Origin of the sequence: Streptomyces coacervatus (assembly GCF_029223485.1) — a bacterium.
Classification (GTDB): domain Bacteria; phylum Actinomycetota; class Actinomycetes; order Streptomycetales; family Streptomycetaceae; genus Streptomyces; species Streptomyces coacervatus.
This window is the reverse complement of the sequence record NZ_JARHTP010000006.1, coordinates 191,328-210,968: the sequence shown is the minus strand read 5'-3', so window position 1 is coordinate 210,968 and position 19,641 is coordinate 191,328. Positions and strand designations below refer to the sequence as shown.

Below are 19,641 nucleotides of genomic sequence, written 5' to 3'. Positions count from 1 at the left end.
AAGTCGTCGGGACGGTCACCCCTGCCTCCCCGCCGGGTGATCACCCCTGCCCTGAAATACCCCACGACCTGACCGGGAGTACGCCTCCGTGGCCACGTTCCTCTACAAACTCGGCCGGTTCGCCTTCAGGCGACGGCATTTCGTCGCCCTGTTCTGGGTGGCCCTGCTGACCCTCGCGGGAGTCGGCGCGGCCTCCGCGCCCGCCGCGGGCTCCACCTCCTTCTCGATCCCCGGCACCGAAGCGCAGAAAGCTTTCGACCTGCTGGAACAGCGCTTCCCCGGGATGAGCGCCGACGGCGCGACCGGACGCGTGGTCTTCAAGGCGCCGGCCGGCGAGAAGATGACCGACGCCGACAACAAGGCGACCGTCGAGAAGACGGTGAAGGAGCTGGCCGACGGCTCCGAGGTCGTCTCCGTCGCCGACCCCTACCAGGCGCACGCCGTCAGCAAGGACGGCACGGTCGCCTATGCGTCGGTGAAGTACAAGGTCTCCGGCATGGAGCTCAAGGACGCCTCCCGGGATGCCCTGAAGGCTGCCGCGCAGGACGCCCGCCACGCCGGGCTGAAGGTGGAAATAGGCGGTGACGCGCTGCAGGCCGGGGCCGAGCCGGGAGCGGCCGGCGAGGTCGTCGGCCTCGCCATCGCTGCGGTCGTCCTGGTCATCACGCTGGGCTCGCTGGTCGCGGCCGGACTGCCGCTGCTGACGGCGCTCATCGGCGTCGGGATCGGCGTCTCCACCATCACGGTCCTCGCCAAGTCGCTCGACCTCGGTGACACGACGTCCACGCTGGCGCTGATGATCGGTCTCGCGGTCGGCATCGACTACGCGCTGTTCATCGTCTCCCGCTACCGCAGCGAGCTGGCCGAGGGGCGCGACCGCGAGGAGGCGGTCGGTCGGGCCGCCGGTACGGCCGGTTCGGCGGTGGTCTTCGCGGGCCTCACGGTCGTGATCGCGCTGGCGGGCCTCTCGGTCGTCAACGTACCGATGCTGACGAAGATGGGTCTCGCGGCGGCGGGCACGGTCGTCGTCGCCGTCCTCATCGCGCTGACCATGATTCCGGCACTGCTCGGGTACGCGGGCCGGAAGGTCAAGGCGGCGGGCGAGAAGCGCCGCAAGGGCAGCACCGGTGGATCGGAGAAGCCCGGCCTGGGCGCCCGTTGGGCGAGCTTCGTCATCCGCCGTCCGGCCGCCGTGCTGCTGCTCGGCGTGGTCGGCCTCGGCACGATCGCCGTCCCGGCCACCCAGCTGGAGCTGGGCCTGCCCGACGACGGTTCGCAGCCGACGTCCACGACGCAGCGCCGCGCCTACGACCTCCTCTCGGAGGGCTTCGGCCCCGGCTTCAACGGCCCGTTGATGATCGTGGTCGACGCCAAGGACAGTGCCGCCCCCAAGGCGGCGGCCGCCCAGGTGGCCGACGGCATCAAGGGCCTCAAGGACGTCACGACGGTGACCCCGGCGGTCTTCAACAAGGCCGGCGACACCGCGACGATCACCGTGATCCCGGGTTCCAAGCCGTCCTCGACGCAGACCGAGGACCTGGTGCACGCCATCCGTGACCAGAGCGCCGGCATCAAGGCCGACACGGGCGCGAAGGTACTGGTCACCGGCACCACCGCGATGAACATCGACTTCTCGCAGAAGCTGAACGATGCGCTGATCCCGTATCTGGGCTTGGTGGTGGGCCTGGCCTTCCTGCTCCTGATCGCGGTCTTCCGCTCGATCCTCGTCCCGCTGAAGGCGGCCCTCGGCTTCCTGCTCAGCGTGCTCGCCGCGCTCGGCGCCGTGGTCGCGGTCTTCCAGTGGGGCTGGCTCGGCGGGCTGCTGGGCGTCGAGCAGACCGGCCCGATCATGTCGATGATGCCGATCTTCATGGTGGGCGTGGTCTTCGGTCTCGCGATGGACTACGAGGTGTTCCTCGTGACCCGGATGCGCGAGGCGTACGTCCACGGCGAGACGCCCGGCCAGGCCATCGTGACCGGCTTCCGGCACAGCGCCCGGGTCGTGGCGGCCGCGGCGGCCATCATGATCGCCGTCTTCGGAGGGTTCATCACCTCCAGCGAGTCCATGATCAAGATGATCGGCTTCGGGCTTGCGATCGCGGTGTTCTTCGACGCGTTCATCGTGCGGATGGCGATCGTCCCGGCGGTGCTGGGGCTGCTCGGGAAGCGGGCGTGGTGGCTGCCGAAGTGGCTGGACCGGGCGGTGCCCAATGTGGACGTCGAGGGCGAGGGGCTGAAGACCCTCGGTGACGGTCCCGGTTCCAAGGACGGCGACCCGGACGAGGACCGGGAGCTGGTGCGGGTCTGACGGACCTGACGGTCCGTACTCACTCCTGGGACTACGGGCGGCCTTCCGAGCTGCATGGTGTAGCGCGCTACACCATGGGTTCGGGAGGCCGCTCCCTCGTTGCGGGAGGCGCCGGACGGGATCGTTGAGGGCAGATCGCGGGACTTCCCCGCCGCCTCCTCCCTAAGGAAAACGCCATGCGCTCCCCTTTCGCTGCCGTCAAGAAGTTCGTCACCGACCTCGTCCTGTGGATCTGCTTCGCCGGCGGTCTCACCGCGAGTGCGGGCGCGGGGGCCGTCATCGACGACAACACCCAGAAGAACATCGCCACCGGCGTCGGAGCGGTCGTCGCGCTCCTCGCGGGTGCACGCATCGCGAAGAAGCCGAAGATCAAGGCGTTCCTGGGGCGGCCCGGCACGCTGTGGTTCCTGTTCCTGTTCAACGGCGGGACGGCGGTGGCCATGTACCTCACCATGGACGGCATCAAGGGCATCCTCGCCGCCGCGATGATGGGCGTGGTGTCCCTGGGGGCGGCGGGCGGGCTGGTCGCCGGGCGCCGGAAGCGGGCCGAGGCGGAGCCGATTGTCAGTGGCCGGGTCTAGCCTGCAGGACATGACCACACTGCCTGCACGACCCAACACCGCCCTGCTGGTGATCGACGTCCAGCAGGGCGTCGTGGCGTCCGCGCACGAACGCGACGCCGTCGTGGCAAACATCGGAACGCTGGTCGAGCAGGCCCGCGCGGCTGGGACACCGGTCGTCTGGGTCCAGCACTCCGACGACCACCTCGCGAAGGGCACCGAGGCCTGGCAGTACGTCCCCGAGCTGCCGCGCCGCGAGTCGGAACCGCTGGTGCACAAGAACTACGGCGACTCCTTCGAGGGCACCGATCTGGAGGCGGTTCTCGCCAGGACGGGGATCGGCCATCTCGTCGTCGCGGGTGCGGAGACGGACGCGTGCATACGGTCCACGATCCACGGGGCGTTCGTACGGGGCTACGACGTGACCCTCGTCGCCGACGCGCACACGACGAACGACAACAGCAAGTGGGGTGCGCCGCCGCCGGACAAGGTCATCACCCACACGAATCTGTACTGGCAGTACCACAGGGGGCCGGGGCGGACGGCCGGGGTGGTGGAGACGAAGGACGTGGAGTTCTCCTGAGTCGTCAGGTGTCGTAGACGGTGGAACGGTGTCCGATGTGAACGACCCAGACCACAAGTTCTCCGTTGTCGATCGTGTAGATGACTCGGTAGTCGCCCACGCGGAGACGGCGCCGGTCCGGCTGCGAGACAAGTGCGGTCGTGCTGAAGCCGAGCGGGTCGGTCTCGAGCTCCGTGAGCTTGACCAGGATGCGGAGCGCCATGTCCCGGGGGATCTTGCGAAGCTCGGCCTGAGCCTCCGGCCGGAAGACGGTGCGGTACTTACTCACTGCGCTCCAGCGTCTCCCTCATGACGTCCTCGATCGGGACCCCGGCTGCTGGATTCGCCATGCGTTCGTCGATGATCCGGTTGATTTCGCGCTCTTCCCATTCCTGGTACTTGCGTAGGACCTCGATCGACACGACTGCGGCGACCTGCTTGCCTCGACGAGTGATGACCGTGGGCGTGTCGTCGCGGTCGGCTCGCTCGACCACCTCGGCCAGGTGGGCGCGCACGTCACGGATGGACTCTATGGGCATCTGACTCATGCACCAAGGGTACATCTTGGCTCATGTGTACACCCGGCACACTTCGGCCCAGATCGTCTTGCGCGGATACGGACCCGCTGCCACGCCCCACCTGTCCGCGAGGGCGTTCACCAGCAGTAGGCCCCGGCCCGACTCGGCGTCGGGGTCGCCCTGTGTGAGGTGAGGGAGGGTGTCGGCGCGGGTGTCCGTCACCTCGATGCGGAGGGTGTCGGCGACGACGTAGAGGGTGAGGCGGAAGTCCCGTCCCTGCACGCGGCCGTGTGTTGCCGCGTTGGCCGCCAGCTCGGCGACGATCTGGGTCGCCTTCTCCAACGGGAGCTCCCAGGTGCGGAGTTGCTCCGCGGTGAGGAGGCGGGCGAGGCGGGCGCCGCGGGGGGTGGGGGACAGGAGGACCGTGAAGTTGCGGATGGGGTTGTCGAGTTGGGGGTGGGGCGCGACGGTTTCTTGATTCATGTCACTCAGAGTGGTCCCTTCTGTTTCCCTGGGTGAGTGATCGCGCCCGTGCGTAGCGTGACTGTCTCGGGTTTGTCTCGTGCTGTCTTGGCTGTCTCGGGGGTTGGTACGGGTACGACAGCGCGGTGGAGGTGGGACATGAACGAAGGTGCGGATGAGGCCGGTTGGGATGTGCAGCCGGGGGACGAGATTGCACCGTTGGTGGAGGCCGTGGGGCGCTTGCTCAAAGTCTGCCGGGAGGCTGCGGGGATGCGGGCGGCGGACTTCGGCGACGTCATGGGCTACGGCGAGGACATGATCCGCAAGATGGAACGGGGGCAACGGATTCCCCGGCCGGAGTTCCTGGACAGGGCGGACACGGTGCTCAAGGCGCAGGGGCATCTCAGGGCGTTCATGGAGGACATGAGGAAGGCCCAGTACCCGAAGAAGGTACGAGAGTTGGCAGATCTGGAGGGGCGTGCGGTCGAGTTGTTGATGTACGGCAACCACAACATCCATGGGCTGTTGCAGACGCCGGAGTACGCGACGGCGCTGTTCGAGATGACGCAGCCTCCGCTCTCCCCGAGCGTGATCGAGAGGGAGGTCGGCGCGCGGATGGCTCGCAAGTCGATCTTCGAGCGAGACCCCGCCCCGGCGCTCAGCTTCGTTCAGGAGCAGGTGACGCTGGAGCGTCCGTACGGTGGGGAGGCCGTGCTGCGCCGACAGCTTGAAAACCTCTTGCGAGTAGGGCAGTTGAGGAACGTGACGATCCAAGTCATGCCGACCCAGCGTAGAGAGCACGCCGGAACCCAGGGCTTGATCCAGATGCTGAAGTTCGTTGACGGCACGGGGATCGGGCGTTCCGACGGTGCATTCAATGGCCGCCCGGTTTCAACTCCCCGTGATCTTCGTATCCTGGAACTGCGATATGGGATGATCCGGGCCCAAGCCCTCCCACCGGGAGAGTCGCTGGCCTTCATCGAGCAAGTACTGGGGAGACTATGAGCGCCACCGAACTCCACTGGTTCAAGAGCAGTTACAGCGACAGCGGCGAACCCGGCGAGTGCGTCGAGGTTGCCGTAGCCCGCGCCACGATCCACATCCGCGACTCCAAGACCCCCAACACCCCCCATCTCACCGTCGCCCCCGCCACCTGGTCGGCCTTCCTCACCGGCGCTTGCGCTCAAGTGCACTCCAACTCCTAGCCTGGCGCGCATGCGCTATCGAGTCCTAGGAAAGACCGGTATCGAGGTCAGTACGCACTGCCTCGGCACGATGATGTTCGGTTCCGTCGGGAACCCCGACCACGAGGACAGTGCGCGCGTCATCCATGCCGCGCTCGACGCCGGGATCAACTTCGTGGACACCGCCGACATGTACTCGGCCGGTGAATGCGAGGAGATCGTCGGCAAGGCGCTCAAGGGGCGGCGTGACGACGTCGTGCTTGCCAGCAAGGTGCACTTTCCGATGGGGGAGGGGCGCAACCGCAGCGGCAATTCACGGCGTTGGATCGTCCGGGCCGTCGAGGACAGTCTGCGGCGGCTGGACACGGACTGGATCGATCTCTACCAGGTGCATCGGCCCGACCACACCACCGACATCGAGGAGACGCTGTCCGTCCTCAGCGACCTGGTGAGGGCGGGCAAGATCCGGGCGTTCGGCTGCTCCACCTTCCCCGCCGAGGACCTCGTTGAGGCGCACCATGTGGCGGAGCGGCGCGGGCTGATGCGGCTGCGCACTGAGCAGCCGCCGTACTCGCTGCTCGCGCGTGGCATCGAACGGGCCGTGCTGCCCACCGCGCAGCGCCTCGGCATGGGCGTGCTGACCTGGTCGCCGCTGGCGTCGGGGTTCCTGTCCGGCGCCTACCGCGAGGGGCGGGCCGTCGACCTCACCACCGGCCGCGCCAAGCTCACTCCGCACCGCTTCGATCCTGCCGCCCCGGGCAACCCGGCGAAGTTCGCGGCTGTCGAGCAACTCATCGCGCTCGCCGAGGAGTTGGGCTGCACCCTGCCCGAACTGGCCGTCGCCTTTCCGCTGGTGCACCCTGCCGTCACCTCGGTGATCATCGGTCCACGGACCATGGACCAGCTCACCTCGCTGCTCGCGGGAGCCGACCTGCTGCTCGACGACGCGGTGCTCGACCGTATCGACGAGATCGTGCCGCCCGGCACCGACCTCTATCGCGCCGACGGCGTCTGGCAGCCGCCGTCGGTCACCGAGAGCGCGCTGCGCAGGCGCCCCGCCGGGGAGCGGGCGGCCGCGGGCTAAGGTCGCTGACGCACCAGGTGCCCGGCGACGCTCCGCAGCTTCTCGCAGGTTTCCTCATGCTCCCGTTCCGGGCGTGACTGGCGTACGACACCCGCCCCCGCCTGGAGCCAGCACTCGCCGTCGCGCTCGTACACGCTGCGCAGTACGAGGGCCGCGTCGAGGGTGCCGGAGGCGTCGCAGGTGAGGACCGAGCCGGCGTAGAGGCCCCGCGGGCGGCCTTCAAGGGCGCGGATCAAGGGGTAGGCCGGGGCCTTGGGGATTCCGGTTGCCGTGACCGCCGGGAACAGGGCGGCGAAGGCGTGCCAGGGGCCCAGGCCTGGGCGCAGGCGGCCGGTGACTCTGGACGCCAGGTGCTGGACCGTGCCGCGTTCCTCGACCGTCATGTACTGGTTGACGTAGGTGTCGTCGCAGACCGCGGCCATCTCCTCCACCGCCAGCCGTACCGACACCGCGTGCTCGTGGATCTCCTTCGGGTCGCTCAGCAGCTCGGCGCGGAGGCGGGCGTCCTCGGCCGGCGAGCCCGTACGCGCGCGCGTGCCCGCCAGGGGGTGGGTCCGTACGTGTCCGTCCGACGTCACTTCGACGACCGTCTCGGGGCTGAAGCCGGCCGCGCGGATGCCGCCGAGGTCGAGGAGGAAGGAACGCGCCGGGGTGTTGGCGCGGCGACCGAGGGCGTACGTCGTGATCAGGTCGACCGGCGCGGGGACGGGCACCCGGCGGGACAGGATGACCTTCTCCAGCGGGCCGGGGCCGTTCAGCTCCAGCAGGGCGGCCGCGACGGCGGCGCGGTAGTTGCCGGTGTCGGCAAGAGGGACGTCGATGCTGGCCGAGGGCTCGGGTTCGGGGGCTGCGCCGGGTGTGTCGATGAAGGCGACGATGCGGTCCAGACGGGCCGGGTCCACGCAGCGCACCAGCACGTCCTCGCCGTACATCCTGATCTCGTCGGAGGGGACGATCAGATGGAGGAGGTCCGGGCCGACGCCGGGACCCGGGTCGGCTCCCGCGAGCGCGGCGCCCAGTTCGAACGCGGCCCAGCCGTACGCCCGCCAGCCCGCCACCGGCATCGTCGCCAACCGCTGCTCGACCTCCGACAGATCATGGGCGCCGGGGCCCAGCCGGACCGAGGCCAGCGACCCGCCCGCCAGGGACCAGGCGCCGTCGCGCTCGTAGACGACGTACGGGTCGAACAGGCCGCTGCGGACGAGCCGCACGATCAGGGCGAGGGGGTTCTCGGCGGCGCGGGGCAGGCGGACCTCGCGGTAGCGGAGGTGGGTGGTGGTCATCGGGGCGTCGCCTCCGGGTGCGGGCGGCGGCCGTGGGCGCTGATCAGGGGGTAGGAGTTGACGACGAAGGTCGGGTCCTGCAACAGGGCCTGGAATGCAGTCAGTTCGGGGTCCGTGATGCCGTCCGCGCGCAGGCGGTCCGCGGTCTGTTTGATGTTGACGCCGTGCAGGGCGATGCCCGGGCCCCCGCCCGGCCAGGACTCGGCATATGTCGTCGCCGTGAGGTCCGTGAGCCCGGCGCCCGCCATGGCGCCCAGCACCCGGCGGCCCCACAGCGGGTCGGCCCCCGCCTTCTCCACCTGTGAGTGCAGCGCGGCCTCGACGCGTTCGAAGAGTGCGGCCGATGCCTCGTCGGGGGCCGCGAGCACCGGCGTCCAGCCGCAGTCGAACTCCTCCAGCAGCAGTCGGCCGCCGGGGCGCAGGGCGGTCACCAGCCGGTCCAGCACGCGAAGCCGTTCGGGGAGGTGGAGGAGGACCAGGCGGGCGTGGATCAGGTCGTACGTGTCGTGGGGGAGCGGGTCGGTCACGATGTCGTGGCGCAACAGACGTACGTGCGGCGGGCGTTGAGGTCCGTGCTCGGCCCAGCGGGGGTCGATGTCGGTGATCGTGACCTCGCCGTCCGGGCCGACCCGCTCGCCGAGCCAGTCGCCCAGCGAGCCGCCGCCTCCGCCGACTTCGAGGCATCTCCAGCCCGGCGCCAGGCCGGTCAGCTCCAGCTGGCGGCGGGAGACGGGGTCGTAGCAGGTCTCCAGGGCGGAGAAGCGGCCGGAGGCCTGGGGGGCGGAGTTGTCGAACAGGTAGCGGGACATGGTCTGTCCTTTGGGCCGTCCGGCGGTACGGTCACCATGATCGCGGCGCAGGGCGGCGCAGCGGGAGGGCGCGCCGGGGCGCGGGTCAACTCGGGCGTGTACTGCGTATACGCCCCGCTGGCTTTGCCGAATTGCGGCTCCGCCGCGGGGCGCGATGTGTCGTTGGCCGTCTGCGGCGCCGTCGTGGCTGGTCGCGCCCACGCGGCGGAGCCGCATATCGATACAGCCCCGCGCCCCTTTAGGGCGTTGCCCGTGCGGCAGTGAGCGGGTGCGCCGGGGCTGCACAACTCGGTCGCGTGCCCGGTACACGCGCCGCTAGCGTGCGGTGCATGACTACCGCCGATGCCACCGACAGCTCCGGAGCCAGCCCCCGTTTCGCCGTTGCCCTGCGCGAGATGGGTCTCGACGACCTGCACGCCCGTATCCGCCGCTTCCCGGACGCGACCCGCACCGCCGTCGAGGCGGCGGAGGCTATCGGGTGTGAGCTCGGCCAGATCTGCAAGTCGCTGATCTTCGCGGCGGACGGTGTCCCGGTGCTGGTGTTGATGGACGGGGCGTCGCGGGTGGATGTCGAGCGGGTGCGGGAGGAACTCGGGGCCGAGAAGGTGACTCGGGCCAAGGCGGACGTCGTACGGGAGACGACCGGGTACGCCATCGGCGGCGTACCGCCCTTCGGGCACCGTACGAAGACCCGGGTGCTGGCCGACCGTTCGCTGCTGGAGCACGATCTCGTGTGGGCCGCCGCCGGGAATCCGCACGCCGTGTTCCCCATGGAGCCCAAGGACCTTGTCGCCCACGCGGGTGCCACGCTGGTGGATGTGCGCGAGTCCGCCTCGTGACCCCGCTGGTCGCCGCGGCCGTCCTCCTCGCCGCCGTCACGCACGCCTGCTGGAACGCGATTGCCCACCAGATCACCGACAAGCTGGTCGGGTTCACCCTCATCGCGGGCGGGGGCATGCTCATCGGGCTGGTGATGGTGCCGTTCGTGGCCTTTCCGAAGGCCGCCGCGTGGCCGTATCTCGTCGGCTCCGCCCTCATTCACATCGCGTACTTCGTGCTGCTCATGCGGTCGTTCCGGCTCGGTGACTTCGGGCAGGCGTACCCGATCGCGCGCGGCACCGCGCCCCTGGTCGTCACCCTCCTCGCCGCTCTCTTCGCGCACGAGGTGCCGAACGGTTGGGCCGCCGCCGGTATCGCCCTGTCCTGCGCGGGCCTGACCGGCGTCGCCCTGTGGGGGCTGCGCGGCCGTCGGCCCAACTGGGCCGCGATCGGCGCCGCTCTTGCGACCGGCCTGACCATCGCCTCGTACACGCTGGTGGACGGTCTGGGCGTGCGGGCGTCCGGGTCGTCCCTCGGGTACATCGCCTGGCTGATGGCGGTGGAGGGGATCGCGATCCCGGCGTATGCCGCCACCCGCTGGCGCGGTCAACTGTTCACCGTCCTACGGCCGTTCGCGGGCCTCGGTCTGCTGGGCGCGGCTCTGTCCGTCGCCGCGTACGGGCTCGTCCTGTGGGCCCAGACCAAGGCCGAGCTCGCTCCGATCGCTGCTCTGCGCGAGTCGTCGATCATCGTGGGCGCGGCGATCGGGGCCGTGGTCTTCAAGGAGCGGTTCGGGGCGCCGCGGATCGTGGCGGCCGGGCTGCTGGTGGCGGGCATCGGGCTGATGCTGCACGCCGGTTAGGGCCTGTCCGACGCCGAGCCGATCCGGCTGATCCGCAGGACAGGCCCTGGCCGCGTACCGGGAGATTCCGGGCGGCGCACGTCCGGTCTGCCCAAGTCCGGCCTGAAGTTGCCGAGTCCGGCCTGAAGTTGGCATGTACAGGATTTATCTATGCCTTGACGATCCGTTCCATGAGAGTTCAGTCAGGCGTCTGTGTATGGGGTGTGTGCCGTCCCTAGGGTCCGGTGGGATTTGGGAAGAGGGGGGCTCATGGACACACTCCACGCAGTCCGCGCCAGAGGGATCACCAAGTGTTTCGGCGATGTCGTCGCGCTCGACGGTGTCGACCTGGATGTGACGCAGGGTCAGATACATGGCCTGGTCGGGCCGAACGGCGCCGGCAAGACGACGCTGCTCGGACTGCTGCTGGGCCTGGCCGTCGCCGACAGCGGGCGGCTGGAGATCCTGGGTGCGCCGGTGGGGCGGGCGTTCGACGCCCCGGAGGGTGTCGCCGGTTTTGTCGACGGGCCCGGCCTCTATCCCTCGCTCACCGCGCGGCAGAACCTCGCCGCCCTGGCCCGGCTCCGCGGGCTCGGCGCGTACACCGCGGCGATCGACGAAGCGCTCGACCAGGTCGGGCTCACCGCCGTCGCCGACGACAAGGCCCGCGGCTTCTCCCTCGGCATGCGTCAGCGGCTCGGCCTCGCCGCCGCCCTGCTCACCAAGCCCCGGCTGCTGGTGCTCGACGAGCCCTCCAACGGCCTTGATCCGGCCGGTAAACGACATGTCCACGGTGTCCTGAACCGGCTCGCCGCGGACGGCGCGAGTGTCGTCGTCTCCAGTCACCGTATGGACGACCTGGAGGCGATGTGCTCCGAGGTCACCATCCTTGCCACCGGACGGGTCGTCTTCTCCGGGCCGATCGGCAAGCTCGCCGCCGAGAATCGTGAACTCGACTACCGGGTGCGGACTTCCGACCCGGGGGCCGCGCGGCGGCTGGCCGACGGCATGGCCGGGATACGGGTCGTCGACGACACGCCGATACGGCAGGACCCCGAACTGCTCGTCGTGCGCGCGCTGGTGCCCGCCCTCGACGAACTGGTGGCCGGGCTCGTGAAGTCGGGTGTCGCGGTGCGCGAACTCGCGCCTGTGGTCTCGCCGTTGGAGGCCGCGTTCCTCGCCCTCACCGAGCCGAGCCAGGGGGCCGACCGATGACCACGACCGTCGCCGATGGCGTCACCGACGACAGCGTTGCCAGATCCGGCCGGGTGCCCGTTTCCCGCAGCTACCGCTTCGAGCTGGTCAAGCTCGTCTCGCAGTGGCGGATCCGCCTGCTCGTCCTCGCCTGCTGGATCGCGCCCGCGCTCTTCGTCGCCGGAGTGAGCCGGCAGAGCACGCTGCCCAGCGACACTCTCTTCGGGCGCTGGATGCACGCCACGGCGTGGGCCGGACCGCTGGTGATGCTCGGGTTCGCGGGCACCTGGGCGCTCCCGCTGCTGACTTCGCTCGTCGCCGGTGATGTGTTCGCCGCCGAGGACCGGCTCGGCACCTGGCGCCATCTGCTGGTGGCGGTCCGGTCGCCCCGGCGGATCTTCGTGGCGAAGTCGCTGGCCAGCCTCACCGTCATCCTGCTGCTGGTCGCAGGGCTGGCCTGTTCCAGCGCGGTCGGCGGGCTCGTGGCGGTCGGCAACCAGCCGCTGGTCGGCCTCGACGGCCATCTACTTGCTCCGGGGGATGCCGCCGTCCGGGTCCTCCTCGCCTGGGTCGCGGCCCTCGCCCCGACCCTCGCCCTCGCCGCGATCGGGCTCCTCGGGTCGGTCGCGCTGGGCCGGTCCCCGATGGGGCTGCTGCTGCCGCCGCTCGTCGCGCTCGGCATGCAGGTCGCCCAGATGCTGCCGCTGCCGGTCGCCGTACGCCTCGCCCTGCCCGGCTACGCCTTCATCTCCTGGAACGGCCTGTTCACCAGCCCGGCCCAGCTCGGCCCGCTCCTGATCGGCATCGCGGTCAGCCTGGTGTGGGCCGTACTCGCGACCGCGCTGGCCTATCTGCTGTTCGTACGGCGGGACTTCACCAACCTCGCCTACGACGGTTCCGGGCGCCGAGCGATCACCATCGGTCTGCTGCCCTTGGCCGGACTGACCGTGCTCGCCGTCGCGGCGGTCGCCGTCGCGACCCCATCGACGGGCTCCGGCATCAATCAGGACAAGGTCCAGCGGTCGGTGGCCACCGCCTTCGCCCACCTCTACCGGTTGCAGACCCGGCAGCTGCACCGCCCCGCCGTCACCGAGGCACAGCTGCGGGCCACGGCGGCGTGCACCAAGAGCGACGGCCAGGGCGCACAAGAGGGCGCGGGCAACGACTGGCGGTGCGTCGTCACCTGGCATCTCCCCGGCGTCGCGGTGGCAGGGACGGCCGTCTACCAGCTGGACATCGGATCGGACGGGCGGTTCGTCGCCGACGGCGACGGGCCGAAGGAAGTCAACGGCTACTTCCTGGTGCGGACTTCGACCGGAGACGCGCCGAACCCGCTGTGGCAGTTCGACGGCAACGTCGAGCTGCTCGACACCACCTCGAAGGGATAACTCCATGCAGGTAACACGGCAGCGCCGGGTTAACGAGAAGGAGCAGATCAACCTCTTCGGCAGACGCGTCGGCCGCCGCGCCATGCTGGTCTCGGCCGGCATCGCGGTCGCCCTCGGCGTCACGGGCACCGCGGTCGCCTCGACGTGGCAGTTCGGCACCCAGCAGGTCGCCCAGGAGACCGCAAACGGCCAGGTCATATCCAGCGACCAGTACATCAAGCCCTACGGCGACCGCACCGTCATCAACGACGGCAAGATCATGTCGTCCACGGTCAGCCCGGACGGCAGCCACCTCGCGGCCTCGGTCGCCGACGGCGATGCCTCGCTGATCGTCATGGACCTCTCGACCGGTCAGGTCAAGCAGAAGGTCGGCACCAACGCGGCGGACGACCTGCGCATCAAGAGCGGCTCCGTCGGCCAGGAGGGCCCGACGTACTCGCCCGACGGTACGCAGCTGTGGCTGGGCCAGACCGACGGCTACACCAAGTTCACCGTCAACTCCGACGGCACCCTCGCCAACCCCGTGGCCGTCCCGATCCCGGCCGACGGCACCAAGCACGCGCTCGTGGGTGCTGCGGTGTTCTCCGCCGACGGATCCACCGTGTACTCCGCGGTCAACGGTCAGAACCGGGTCGTCGCCATCGACGCGGCGACCGGAACCGTCAAGCAGAGCTGGGCAGTCGGCAACGCCCCCCGCGGTATCGCCCTGGTCGGCGGAAAGCTCTACGTCAGCAACGAGGGCGGCCGCCCGGCCAAGGACGGCGACACCACCATCAACTCCTACGGCACCCAGGTCCCGGCCAACGCCGACACCGGCGCGACCACCACCGGCACTGTGAGTGTCATCGACACGGCCGACCCGTCCGCCGCCGTCGGCAGCATCGACGTAGGACTGCACCCGACCGCGGTGTACGCGAGCAAGGGCGCGGTGTTCGTCACCAACACCGCCGACAACAGCGTCTCGGTCATCAACACCGCGCGCGGCAAGGTCGTACAGACCATCGCCACCCAGCCGTGGCCGGAGGCGAAGGTCGGCTACGAGCCCAACGACGTGACGCTCACCGACGACGGCCGTCTGCTGGTGACGCTCGGCCGCGCCAACGCGGTCGCCGTCTACCGGTACAAGTCCCCGCAGGAGCCCGCCAGTTACGTAGGCCTGCTGCCGACGGACTACTTCCCCTCGGGCATCGCCACCGTCGGCGACGACGTGGTCGTCTCCAACACCCGTGGCATAGACGCCCGCCGCCCCACCACCGCCGCCGGCCACAACACCCACGACACCACGTCGAGCCTGACGCAGTTCACGCTGCCGGACGACAGCGTCATCAGGTCCCAGACGGCCAAGGTCTTCAAGCAGAACGGCTGGACGCCCGGCTCGGTCACGACGGCGGGCCGCAAGACCTCCGCGAAGGCGCTGCCGGTCCCGCTGCGGCTCGGCGACCCCTCGACGATCAAGCACGTCTTCCTGCTCGTCAAGGAGAACCGGACCTACGACCAGGTCTTCGGCGATCTGCCGCAGGGCGACGGCGACTCCTCGGTCACCACGTTCGGCGAGAACGTGACGCCCAACCAGCACGCCCTGGCCGAGCAGTTCGGGCTCTACGACAACTTCTACGACGTCGGCACGAACTCCGCCGAGGGCCACAACTGGCTGATGCAGTCGGACAACCCGGAGTACACCGAGTCCTCCGCCGGTGAGTACCAGCGCAGCTACGACACCGAGAACGACGCCCTCGGCCACCAGAAGTCCGGCTTCATCTGGAGCGGTGCCCAAGCGGCCGGCAGGTCGGTCAAGGACTTCGGCGAGTTCCAGTCGCTGGAGAGCAAGCCGGCCGACGCCAGCTGGCAGAACCTGTACTGCGACAGCAAGAACATGGAAGCCACGGGCGCGCAGACCGCGTACCCCATCCAGGTGGGCTCGGCGATCCCGTCCCTCAACAACGTGTCGGTGCAGGGCTTCCCGATGTTCGACCTCACCGTCCCGGACATCTACAAAGAGCAGATCTGGAAGCAGGACTTCGAGAAGAACGGTCCGGCGAACCTGAACATGTTCTGGTTCTCCAACGACCACACCGGCGGCCCGGCGAACGCCTCCGCCGAGGTCGCCGACAACGACCTCGCGGTCGGCCGGATGGTCGACGAGATCTCGCACAGCAAGTACTGGAAGGACTCGGCGATATTCGTCGTCGAGGACGACTCCCAGAACGGCCTCGACCACATCGACGGCCACCGCGCCCCGGTCCAGATCATCAGCCCCTGGGCCAAGCACGGCACGGTCGACAGCCACTACTACTCGCAGATCACGATGATGCGGACCATCGAGCAGATCCTCGGGATCCACCCGATGAACCAGAAGGACAGCGCGGCCACCCCGATGTACGGGGCGTTCAGCCTGAAGCCGGACAGCACGCCGTTCACGGCCGAACCCAACCGGACCTCGCTGACCCTCGGCGTGAGCCCCCAGCCCTCCTGCGGCTCGGACACCCCGGCGCCCCAGGACACCAAGGCGGCCGCCGCGCCGACCTCCGCCGCGGTGCCGCAGGCCCAGCAGCAGCTGGCCGCGGACTGGAAGACCTGGGCCTCGCACCAGCGCCTGACCGGCGCGCACGCCGTGCCCGACTACGCCAACGCCGAGCAGATGAACCGCTACACCTGGTACCAGACCCACAACTGGACCAAGCCGTACCCCGGTGACAAGAAGGTCTACGCGCCGAACGACGTACCCGGCGCCTACCTCCCGTCGGCGGAGAACGACGGCTGACGCTCGGTTTCGTAACAGCCGTACGTCATTTCCGGCGGCCACGCGTGATGTGGCCGCCGGACCACCGAGACACCCGACCGGTCTCCTTGCGGTCAGCCGGAGCACACCGCTCCCGCGGAACCGACACCACCCCAAGGAGCCACCATGTCCTTGACCGAGGTCCCGGAGACCCCGCGCGTCAAGCGCCCGCTGTCGTCCCGGCTGAAGGCACACGCCCGCAAGGCCGCGATCCCGGCCATGCTGCTCAGCATCACCATCGGCGGGGTCGGCGTGTCCGCCACCGCGCACGCCGCCGAGGGCCCCAGCTGCGCCAGCCTCCCGGCCCAGACCTGCCCGGCCCAGGCGCCGCAGCGCGGGGCACAGCCGAGCAACGTCTCCGACCAGGACTGGCGCGGGGCCGTCACCGCAGCCGACTTCTGGAACACGCACGGCGTCGACACTTTCCACGGCATGCACGAGCTCGTCACACATGAGAACCAGCACTTCACCGGAGGCTGGCCCGGTGGCACGGGCAGGAGCGACGCGGGCTGGTACCACTTCTACACCGGGTCCTTCTGGAACCGTCAGACCCACTGGATCTGGTACGGCGGTGTGTTCCAGGACCGGGGTGTGCAGCTCCAGCACCTGGAACAGTCCTTCGGCGTCTCGGCAGCCAACGCCAACGGCGGGCACAACGTCTACCGCGAGTACGACATGCTCGCGTACACCGGCGGCGCTGCCCCGGGCTCCGGCCGCCGTGGTACGTACCGGATCGTCCGCAACACCCACACCGGCCACGTCTACGCGACGTTCGACCACTACCGGACCTTCCACTACCTCGGCCGCTGGTAGCCGACGAGCCCCCGCCGCCCGCCGGGCGAACCCCGGCGGGCGCGGCTCCCCACCCCCCACCTTCACCCCCGGAAGAACGACATGAACGCCACTGCACACTGGCTCCGCCCGCTGCCCGCATCCGAAGCCGCCCCCGCCTCGGCGAAGGAGATCCGCGGCACGCACGCCCGCACCACCGTCGACCTGTTCGCCGAGTGGTCCGCGGCCCTCGGCTTCCCGGACTGGTTCGGCCACAACTGGGACGCCTTCGAGGAATGCCTGCGCACCGTGACCGCCCCCGACGAGTCCGGCCCCGTGACGCTCGTCCTCCGCAACGCCGCCCTGCTCCTGGAGGACGAGGACCCGAGGCAGCTCGGCATCCTCCTGGACATCCTGGACGGCAGCGACTTCGGCCTGCTGCTCCTGGACGACTCCGCCGACGACCTGAGTCAGCTGGCTCGGCGCATGACGGCGGCAGGCTTCACCCCGCCGCCGATGCCGGAAGCCTGAGCACCGCCTCCGCGCCGCCCTCCGGATGGTTGCGGAAGACCAACTCGGCGCCCAGCAGCCGGGCCTGGCCCACCGCGATGGTCAGGCCCAGGCCGGTTCCGGTGCCCGGCGCGGTCGTACGGAAGCGCTGCGGGCCGGAGGTGTGCAGCACCGCGAGCAGATCGGGTGGGAAGCCGCTGCCGTGGTCGCGGACCCGTACGACCGGGCCGTCCACCTCCGCCACCACCGGCGCGGCACCGTGCCGCAGCGCATTGCCGGCCAGGTTGGCGAGGATGCGCTCGACGCGGCGCGGGTCGGTCGTCACCACGGTGTCCTCGACGACCCGTACCGCCACCCCGTCCAGCCCGGCGACCGCCCGCCGGACCATCGCACTCATCTGCCGCTCCTCGGCCAGGGGCTGTACGGACCCGGAGTCCAGCCGGGCCACCTCCAGCACGTCCTCGACCAGCCCGCGCAGCTTGCGCACCGAGCCCTGCACGAGGTCCGTGGCCGGACCGGGCGGCAGCAGTCCCACCGCCGTCGACATACCGGCCACCGGGGTGCGCAGTTCGTGCGCGATGTCGGCGGTCACCCGGCGCTCGGCCTCCAGCCGGGCGCCGAGCGCGTCCGCCATCGTGTTCACGGAGGCGGCGAGGCGGGCGATCTCGTCCCGGCCGTCGGGGCGCACCCGGGCATCGAGGTCTCCGTCGGCAATGGACTCCGCGGTACGGGCGGCGGCCGTGGCCCGGCGGCCCGTCCGCACCCCGAGCAGCAGTCCCGCCAGCGACACCAGGACGGTGGCGGCGGCGCCCACGGCGGCCAGGGTCCGGTCCAGCGCGGCCAGCGACCGGGCTTCGGGGGCGTAGGACCGCCTGAGCGCGAGCACTTGGCGGTCGGCGACCTGGGTCGCAGCCCACAGCACGGGGTGCGCGCCGTCCTGCAGATAGGTCACGCGGGTGCCGCCACGCACGGCCTTCGCCACCGCCGTGGGCAGGTCCGCCGGGTTGATCCGCGCCGGGGACTTGCGGGCGGCCGCATAGTCGTACGCCGCACTCATCAGCTGTCCGTCCAACTCGTCGCGGGCGGTGGAGAGTTGGTCGGCGGCGGTGAGCTGATGGACCAGGATCCCGACCGCCGCCGCCACCGACACGGCCGCGGCGGCCACCGCGAGGGCGACCTTCGCGCCGACGTTCACGGACCTCGGCCGCCCGAGAGCCGGTGAAAAAATGCTCTTCACGTGCACAGGCCGCCTCACGCGCGCAGCTTGTAGCCGAAGCCGCGCACCGTCTCGATCCGATCCCGGCCGATCTTGGCGCGCAGCCGCTGCACATGGACGTCCACGACCCGGGTGTCACCGGACCAGGCGTAGTCCCAGACCCGCTCCAGCAGCAGATCCCTGGTGAGGACGGTGCCCGCCGACGCGGTGAACTCCCGCAGCAGCTTCAGCTCGGTCGTGGTCAGGGCGAGGGGACGGCCGTTCAGCCGTACCTCCAGGGTCGTGGGGCAGAAGAGCAGGTCGCCGAACCGGAGCGGACCGGCCGGCCCGGGCGCGTCGGCGCTCGGCTCGGCGGGAGCCGCGCGGCGCAGCAGGCAACGGATCCGGGCGACCAGCACCGAGCCCTCGAACGGCTTGGTCACATAGTCGTCGGCGCCCGCCTCCAGGCCCATCACCACGTCCACCGGGTCGTTGCGCGCGGAGATCAGCAGCACCGGCACCCCGGACTCCTCGCGGATACGGCCGGCCAGGCTCACCCCGTTGAGCCCGGGCAGCATGATGTCGAGCACGGCCACCTCCGGGCGCTGCTCCCGGAACATCGCGAGCCCGGTCACCCCGTCGGCCGCCGTACGGACGCGGTAGCCGTGCGCCTCCAGCGTGAGCCGGGTGGCCTCTCGGATCATCTCGTCGTCCTCGACGAGCAGGATGTCGTGCACAGGAGCTCCTTCCGGTCCGGGCGTTGGCAGGGCTGGCGTTGTCAGGGCTTCGGGACGTGCAGTCGTACGCCGCTGGTGTCCTCCGCCCAGCCGGGCGCGGGCCGTCGTACGGGAGTCACCGACGCGCGGCTGTAGTAGGCCGCGTACTGGCGCTTGACCAGCCCGCTGAAGACGATCGAGACCGAGTAGCTCTTGTAGTCGTGGTGGGCGCAGCCCGACACACAGGCGAAGTCGACCACCTCGCCCGTGCCGGTGGCCCGGGGCCTGCCCCAGTCGTGCCATGCGACGCCGTACAGCACGGTGCGTGAGGTCAGGTCCAGCACGTCCGGGTGCTGCCAGGCCAGGGACTTCCAGTCCAGTACGTACACCGGTCCCGACCAGGGGATCCGGGAGGGCGCCGGGCCCTCGGCGTGGATCCCGCCGACCGTGCCGCCGCACCCGGCGAGGCAGGCCAGCAGACAGGCGGTGAGCGAGGCGTGCAGTGCGAAGCGACGAAGAGCCATGCGCGTCTCCCCCCGGGGCGAGCGGTGGTGGTTGCCGCCAGACATGGTGCATGTCGTTACATGAAATTTCAGCCGACTCGGACCGTGATGTCCGTAACAGCGGGCTTGCGCAACCCTGTGCTGGAATCGTGCAT

At 70.1% G+C, this 19,641-nt stretch carries 21 protein-coding genes; 13 read left to right on the top strand and 8 right to left on the bottom strand.

The annotated features are described in order from the left end of the window. The first annotated feature begins 88 nt into the window (after nt 1-88). The 3 genes from P2Q00_RS16925 (at nt 89) to P2Q00_RS16915 (ending at nt 3,451) form a co-directional block, all read left to right on the top strand. Nucleotides 89-2,308 carry an MMPL family transporter gene (locus P2Q00_RS16925; RefSeq protein WP_275773362.1) on the top strand — a complete coding sequence of 740 codons (2,220 nt, stop codon included), beginning with the start codon at nt 89-91 and terminating at the stop codon, nt 2,306-2,308. 176 nt (nt 2,309-2,484) lie between these two features. Then, complete coding sequence (locus P2Q00_RS16920) at nt 2,485-2,889, top strand: hypothetical protein (RefSeq protein WP_275773361.1); 405 nt, start codon at nt 2,485-2,487, stop codon at nt 2,887-2,889. A gap of 10 nt (nt 2,890-2,899) precedes the next feature. Next, nucleotides 2,900-3,451, top strand: coding sequence for a cysteine hydrolase family protein (locus P2Q00_RS16915; RefSeq protein ID WP_275773360.1), 552 nt, complete (start codon nt 2,900-2,902; stop codon nt 3,449-3,451). Nucleotides 3,452-3,455: 4 nt separating this feature from the next. On the opposite strand, the gene P2Q00_RS16910 is transcribed toward P2Q00_RS16915, so the two are convergent. Genes P2Q00_RS16910 through P2Q00_RS16900 form a run of 3 tightly spaced genes read right to left on the bottom strand, consistent with a single transcriptional unit; the run spans nt 3,456 to nt 4,431 of the window. Then, a complete protein-coding gene (locus P2Q00_RS16910) occupies nt 3,456-3,719 on the bottom strand; it encodes a type II toxin-antitoxin system RelE family toxin (protein WP_275773359.1) in 264 nt (87 codons plus the stop codon). After that, entirely contained in the window at nt 3,712-3,978 is a 267-nt protein-coding gene (locus P2Q00_RS16905; protein WP_275773358.1) for a type II toxin-antitoxin system Phd/YefM family antitoxin, read from the bottom strand. The genes P2Q00_RS16910 and P2Q00_RS16905 overlap by 8 nt, the downstream gene beginning before the upstream one ends. A gap of 21 nt (nt 3,979-3,999) precedes the next feature. Further along, complete coding sequence (locus tag P2Q00_RS16900) at nt 4,000-4,431, bottom strand: ATP-binding protein (RefSeq protein WP_275773357.1); 432 nt, start codon at nt 4,429-4,431, stop codon at nt 4,000-4,002. 138 nt (nt 4,432-4,569) lie between these two features. Here P2Q00_RS16900 and P2Q00_RS16895 point away from each other — a divergent pair, with 138 nt between their 5' ends. The 3 genes from P2Q00_RS16895 to P2Q00_RS16885 are packed head-to-tail and all read left to right on the top strand — an operon-like array spanning nt 4,570 to nt 6,678. Next, nucleotides 4,570-5,415, top strand: a complete 846-nt coding sequence (locus P2Q00_RS16895) for a helix-turn-helix domain-containing protein (protein WP_275773356.1) — start codon at nt 4,570-4,572, stop codon at nt 5,413-5,415. Beyond that, nucleotides 5,412-5,615, top strand: coding sequence for a DUF397 domain-containing protein (locus tag P2Q00_RS16890; RefSeq protein ID WP_275773355.1), 204 nt, complete (start codon nt 5,412-5,414; stop codon nt 5,613-5,615). Before P2Q00_RS16895 ends, P2Q00_RS16890 begins: the two co-directional genes overlap by 4 nt. Before the next feature lie 10 nt (nt 5,616-5,625). Further along, entirely contained in the window at nt 5,626-6,678 is a 1,053-nt protein-coding gene (locus tag P2Q00_RS16885; RefSeq protein ID WP_275773354.1) for an aldo/keto reductase, read from the top strand. Here the strand turns inward: P2Q00_RS16885 and P2Q00_RS16880 are convergent. Continuing rightward, nucleotides 6,675-7,961 (bottom strand): salicylate synthase, encoded by a 1,287-nt coding sequence (locus P2Q00_RS16880; RefSeq protein ID WP_275773353.1) that lies wholly within the window; start codon nt 7,959-7,961, stop codon nt 6,675-6,677. The two genes, P2Q00_RS16885 and P2Q00_RS16880, sit on opposite strands and share 4 nt — an antisense overlap. Then, entirely contained in the window at nt 7,958-8,770 is an 813-nt protein-coding gene (locus tag P2Q00_RS16875) for a class I SAM-dependent methyltransferase (protein WP_275773352.1), read from the bottom strand. The genes P2Q00_RS16880 and P2Q00_RS16875 overlap by 4 nt, the downstream gene beginning before the upstream one ends. A gap of 329 nt (nt 8,771-9,099) precedes the next feature. Between P2Q00_RS16875 and P2Q00_RS16870 the strand changes: the two genes are divergently transcribed. From P2Q00_RS16870 to P2Q00_RS16840, 7 genes are all read left to right on the top strand, one after another. Next, a complete protein-coding gene (locus P2Q00_RS16870; protein ID WP_275773351.1) occupies nt 9,100-9,609 on the top strand; it encodes a YbaK/EbsC family protein in 510 nt (169 codons plus the stop codon). After that, the gene (locus tag P2Q00_RS16865) at nt 9,606-10,451 is read left to right on the top strand and encodes an EamA family transporter (RefSeq protein ID WP_275773350.1); all 846 of its coding nucleotides are present in this window, start codon (nt 9,606-9,608) and stop codon (nt 10,449-10,451) included. Before P2Q00_RS16870 ends, P2Q00_RS16865 begins: the two co-directional genes overlap by 4 nt. 249 nt (nt 10,452-10,700) lie before the next feature. After that, complete coding sequence (locus P2Q00_RS16860; protein WP_275773349.1) at nt 10,701-11,645, top strand: ABC transporter ATP-binding protein; 945 nt, start codon at nt 10,701-10,703, stop codon at nt 11,643-11,645. After that, a complete protein-coding gene (locus P2Q00_RS16855) occupies nt 11,642-13,012 on the top strand; it encodes an ABC-2 transporter permease family protein (RefSeq protein ID WP_275773348.1) in 1,371 nt (456 codons plus the stop codon). The genes P2Q00_RS16860 and P2Q00_RS16855 overlap by 4 nt, the downstream gene beginning before the upstream one ends. 4 nt (nt 13,013-13,016) lie before the next feature. Beyond that, entirely contained in the window at nt 13,017-15,773 is a 2,757-nt protein-coding gene (locus tag P2Q00_RS16850; RefSeq protein ID WP_275773347.1) for a bifunctional YncE family protein/alkaline phosphatase family protein, read from the top strand. Nucleotides 15,774-15,917: 144 nt separating this feature from the next. Beyond that, on the top strand, nt 15,918-16,604 hold the full coding sequence (locus P2Q00_RS16845) for a ribonuclease domain-containing protein (protein ID WP_275773346.1): 687 nt from the start codon (nt 15,918-15,920) through the stop codon (nt 16,602-16,604). An 81-nt stretch (nt 16,605-16,685) separates the two neighbouring features. Beyond that, complete coding sequence (locus tag P2Q00_RS16840) at nt 16,686-17,093, top strand: barstar family protein (RefSeq protein WP_275773345.1); 408 nt, start codon at nt 16,686-16,688, stop codon at nt 17,091-17,093. On the opposite strand, the gene P2Q00_RS16835 is transcribed toward P2Q00_RS16840, so the two are convergent. From P2Q00_RS16835 to P2Q00_RS16825, 3 genes are read right to left on the bottom strand one after another with little or no spacing between them, the layout of a single operon-like run. Beyond that, complete coding sequence (locus tag P2Q00_RS16835) at nt 17,065-18,267, bottom strand: ATP-binding protein (protein ID WP_275773344.1); 1,203 nt, start codon at nt 18,265-18,267, stop codon at nt 17,065-17,067. The two genes, P2Q00_RS16840 and P2Q00_RS16835, sit on opposite strands and share 29 nt — an antisense overlap. Nucleotides 18,268-18,323: 56 nt before the next feature. Beyond that, nucleotides 18,324-19,004 carry a two-component system response regulator CseB gene (gene cseB, locus P2Q00_RS16830; RefSeq protein WP_275773343.1) on the bottom strand — a complete coding sequence of 227 codons (681 nt, stop codon included), beginning with the start codon at nt 19,002-19,004 and terminating at the stop codon, nt 18,324-18,326. A gap of 41 nt (nt 19,005-19,045) precedes the next feature. Continuing rightward, complete coding sequence (locus P2Q00_RS16825; RefSeq protein WP_275773342.1) at nt 19,046-19,507, bottom strand: hypothetical protein; 462 nt, start codon at nt 19,505-19,507, stop codon at nt 19,046-19,048. Between the last annotated feature and the right edge of the window lie 134 nt (nt 19,508-19,641).